Annotated in this window: 2 protein-coding genes; both read left to right on the forward strand. The window is 70.4% G+C overall.

The genetic code is table 11. From position 1 onward, the window contains the following. On the forward strand, positions 1–2,397 hold a 2,397-nt coding region (locus tag QZV94_RS23220; RefSeq protein ID WP_293682554.1), incomplete at its 5' end, for a hypothetical protein. Positions 2,398–2,482: 85 nt separating this feature from the next. Continuing rightward, positions 2,483–3,601: an AMP-binding protein gene (locus tag QZV94_RS23225; protein ID WP_293682556.1), complete on the forward strand. Its 1,119-nt coding sequence runs from the start codon at positions 2,483–2,485 to the stop codon at positions 3,599–3,601. The last annotated feature ends 97 nt before the right edge of the window (positions 3,602–3,698 follow it).

The raw sequence follows: 3,698 nt of genomic DNA on the forward strand, positions 1-3,698 counted from the left end.
CACCAGCTCGCCGACCCTCGCCAGCTCACGCTGGCGACCTACCAGGCGCTCGACGGGTTCAGGCGCGCCGATGGACTCGGCGCCCTCGTCGAGACGTTGAACGCCGCCGGCCCCATCACGCTGGTGCTGGACGAGGCCCATCACCTGCGGCGCGAATGGTGGAACGGCCTCGAACACCTGGCCAGCTCGCTAGCCGACGTGCGGATCATCGCCCTGACCGCCACGCCGCCCTATGACGCGAGCTTCGCCGAATGGGCCCGCTACGAAAGTTTGTGCGGCCCCATCGATCTGGAAATCGGCATCCCCGAGCTGGTTCGCAACGGAGACCTCTGCCCGCACCAGGATCACGTCATTCTCTCTCAGCCTACGGCAGACGTGCTGCGGCTGCTCGACCAACGGCGACGGGCCGTGGCGGCGCTGCAATACGAGTTGCGCGCGGACGAACCCCTGCTCGATGCCCTCGAGAGACACCCCTGGCTATCGAGGCCGGAGAATCATGTGGAGGAGATCCTGGAAGCGCCGGAGATGCTCTCGGCGGTCCTCGTGCTCCTGGCGTCGGCGGGACGCAGACTGCCGTCCGCCCCACTCCGGTTGTTGGGTGTGTCGGCGGGCGCCGTCCCTGCGCCGTCGTTCTTTTGGCTGGAGACCTTTCTCGACGGCCTGACGGGCCGTCTGTCGGGGACTTTCAAGATCGGTGACGATCGGCTGCGGGCGCTGCGCGATCGCCTGATCCGCCATGGGTTGATCGAAGGCGGCCGGGTCCGGCTGCGCCATACGCGGTCGATCTTCCGCATGATGGCGGCCAGTCTCGCCAAGCTGGACAGCATCGCCGAGATCGGGAAGGCGGAGCACGAGGTGCTGGGTAGCCGCCTGCGCATGGTGGTTCTCTCGGACCACATAAGGGCCGACGAGCTGCCGGCCGCGGCTAGCGATGCGTTCCGGCCCGCCAAGCTCGGCGTCGTGCCGATCTTCGAGCACCTGCGGCGCGCCGGCGTGGCGCCTGTTCACCTCGGCGTCCTGACGGGGACTCTGGTGATCCTGCCGCGCGCCGCGCTTCCCGCTCTCCAAGCCGTGGCGGCGGAAAACGGCTTGGACGCTGCGGCGGTCCGGGCTTTCGACATCCCAGCTTGCCCCGACCACGTCAGGATCGAGCTAGCCGGGATCGGCCCGGCGCGCCTCGTGCCGCTGGTGACGGCCCTGTTCGCCCGCGGCGAAGTTCGCGTCCTGGTCGGCACCCAGTCGCTGCTGGGCGAGGGGTGGGACGCCCCGGCCTTGAACACCCTCGTTCTCGCCAGCAACACAGCGTCCTTCATGCTGTCCAACCAGATGCGCGGCCGCGCTATCCGAACCGAGGCGGGCAATCCGACAAAGGTCGCCAACATCTGGCACCTCGCGACGGTCGCGCCAGCCTCCGGCGGCGTTCTGGCCGATGCTGTCGAAGCGCTGACCTGGGCTGAATTGGTCGACGACGCGCCGGAGGGCCTCTCGGACGCGGCGCTGCTCGCCCGCCGGTTCCGAGCTTTCGATGGCATCTCGAGCGGCGAGTCCACGCTGATCGAGAGCGGGATCGGCCGCCTGGGTGTCGATATGGCGCAGGACCCGGGACTGGCCAACAGCCGCACCCTTGCGGCGGCCGCGGACCGGCAGGACGTCGCGCGGCGCTGGTCGCTCTCGCTGGGAACAGGCGCCGCCCGGGCCCGCGTCCGGGAGACGGCCGCGCCCAATTATGCGCCGCGCGTCCTCGCATGGTCCGACACGCTCCATGCCCTCGGCTGGGGCGCCCTCAGCGCTGCGGCATTCGCCGTCGGCGAGGAAGTGTATGGCGCGGACCCGTCGGCAGGATTCAGCGTCATGGCGCTTGCGGGTGTTGCGGCCCTGGCCAGCGTCCCGAAACTCGCCAGGGCGGCGCGCCTGATCTGGCGCAACGGCTCCGTGGAAGGCAGCCTGAAGCAGGTCGGCGCCGTGATCCTGCATGCGCTCTGGCGCGCCGGCCTTGCGAGTGAGGCCGAGGCGAACGAGGGTCGGTTCGACGTGCGGACCAGCCTCGACGGCCGCAGGGACGTCGTCCTGCGGGGGGTCAGCCGCAGCACGGAGCGCCAGGTGATGCAGGCCATCGCCGAGGTCCTGGGGCCGGTGCAGAATCCGCGCTACCTGTTGGTGCGCCACAGCCGTCTCGGCTGGAGGACGCGGACGGACTATCATGCCGTGCCGTCCGCTCTGGCGGCGAAGAAGGAATGGGCCGAGCGGTTCGCGGCGCTCTGGACGGCGCGCGTCGGCTCCTCCCGACTGGTCTTCACCCGAAATCCGCAGGGTCGGCGGCTGCTGTTGCGCGCGCGGGCGAAGTCGTTCGCGGCCGGCATCCAGCGTTCCGTCGATCGCAGGTCCGCCTGGCTCTGACGGCGGCCCTGTTGCGCGCCGCCGCGCCAGCCGTGAGAGTGGCGGAGACGCGGGCGGGTGACCTGCGCAGGTGGGAACGAGCGCGATGACGGACGGGATGATCTCCTTCGGGGCCAAGCTCAAGCAGCACGCGGCCCGGCAGCCTGACGCGCCCGCCGTGAGCTGCGGGGCCGAGACGACCACCTACGGCGCATTGCACCGCCTTTCGAACCGTGTGGCGCGCGGCCTGGCGTCAAAGGGGGTGAAGGCCGGGGACCTGGTGACGGTGGGCCTGCCCAACTCCATCGGCTTCGTGGCCGCCTGCTACGGGATCTGGAAGCTGGGGGCCACGCCACAGCCGGTGTCGTTCCGCCTGCCGAAGGGCGAGCTGCAGGCGATCGTCGACCTGGCCCAGGCGCCGCTGGTGGTGGGGCTGTTCGAGCAGGGCGTCACCCAGCCGGTGGTGACGGCGGAGCAGTTGGCGGCGCTGAGCGACGACGAGAGCGACCTTCCCGACGCCGTGCCGCCGATCTCCAAGGCCCCTACCAGCGGCGGCTCGACGGGGCGGCCCAAGCTGATCCTGGCGGGCCAGCCCGGTCTCTCGCCGGAAGAGACGCCGGACGTCGGCGGCTATTCCCTGCGGCCGGTGGACACCGTGCTGTTGCCCGCTCCGCTCTACCACAACGCCCCGTTCGGCATCATGATGAGCGGGACCCAGCTGGGCGCCCACGTGGTGCTGACCCCGCGTTTCGATCCCGAGGGGACGCTGGCGGAGGTGCAGGCGCGCAAGGTGACCTGGCTGTACCTGGTGCCCACCATGATGAACCGCATCTGGCACCTGCCGCAGGAGGTGCGGGACAAGTACGACGTCTCCAGCGTGAAGACGCTCTGGCACATGGCGGCGCCCTGCCCGCCCTGGCTGAAGGAGGCGTTCATCCACTGGATCGCGCCGGGCGAGGTGATGGAGCTCTATGCCGGCACCGAGGCGCAGGCGATCACCATCATCACCGGCTCCGAGTGGCTCACGCACCGCGGCTCGGTGGGCCGGGTTTCGGTGGGGGAGATGAAGGTGTTCGGCGACGACGGCGCCGAACTGCCGCCCGGCGAGACGGGCGAGATCTACATGCGGCGGGCCCCGGACACGCCGGTCACCTACAAGTACCTGGGCGCGACGCCCAAGACCTTGCCCGGCGGCTGGGAGAGCCTGGGCGACCTGGGCTCGTGAGAGGCCGAGGCCTCCCTCTACCTTGCCGAGCGGCGGGCGGACAGGCTCCTGGGGGGCAGCTCCTACGTCTATCGTGACTCGCGCGATGCGTCGCTGG

Origin of the sequence: uncultured Phenylobacterium sp., from assembly GCF_902826855.1 — a bacterium.
Lineage (GTDB): Bacteria > Pseudomonadota > Alphaproteobacteria > Caulobacterales > Caulobacteraceae > Phenylobacterium.

Coding starts and splice junctions, on each gene's coding strand:
- QZV94_RS23225 (WP_293682556.1), top strand. CDS start 2,483: ATGACGGACGGGATGATCTCCTTCGGGGCCAAGCTCAAGCAGCACGCG.